This window comes from Candidatus Thiosymbion oneisti (assembly GCF_900092655.1).
GTDB classification, from domain to species: domain Bacteria; phylum Pseudomonadota; class Gammaproteobacteria; order Chromatiales; family Chromatiaceae; genus Thiosymbion; species Thiosymbion oneisti.
In genome coordinates this window covers 1-568 of record NZ_FLUY01000782.1, presented here as the reverse complement: position 1 = coordinate 568, position 568 = coordinate 1, and the positions used below count along the sequence as shown (strand labels likewise).

1 protein-coding gene is annotated in these 568 nt (G+C 62.0%); it reads left to right on the top strand.

Features of this window, described 5'->3' with window-relative positions; genetic code table 11:
• Positions 1-568: type VI secretion system Vgr family protein (locus tag BQ17_RS08510; RefSeq protein ID WP_141699174.1), on the top strand; the 568-nt coding region annotated here is incomplete at both ends.

Sequence of the window (568 nt, the reverse complement as noted above, 5' to 3'; positions counted from 1 at the left end):
GGCTGGAACTGCCGGACTACCAAACGCGCTACTTCAACGGCATTGTCAGCCGTTTTTCCCACACCGGCTTCGACGGGAGCCTTGCCATCTACCAGGCCACCCTCGTCCCCTGGTTCTGGTTGCTCTCCTGCACCACCGACTGTCGCATCTTCCAGGACCAGACGGTGCCGGAGATCGTCAAGGAAATCTGCCGCGAGCATGGCTACATCGACTTCGAGGAATTCCTGACCGGCGAGCTCTACTACCCACGACGCTACTGCGTGCAATACCGGGAGACAGATTTCGCGTTCATCAGCCGGCTGCTGGAACAGGAAGGCATCCACTACTTCTTTCGGCACGAGGCCGACAAGCACACCCTGGTCCTGGCCGACGACAACGGCGCCCACCTCCCGATTGCCGGCTACGAAACCATCCCCTACTACCCCCCCGATGAGACCGCACTGCGGGAACGGGACCATATCTCCGGCTGGTCCGTGGCCGGAGCGGTCCAATCCGGGGCCTTCGTCCACACCGATTTCGACTTTACAGCGCCGCGCAAAGACCTGCTGACCGAGCGGGACCACCCGCA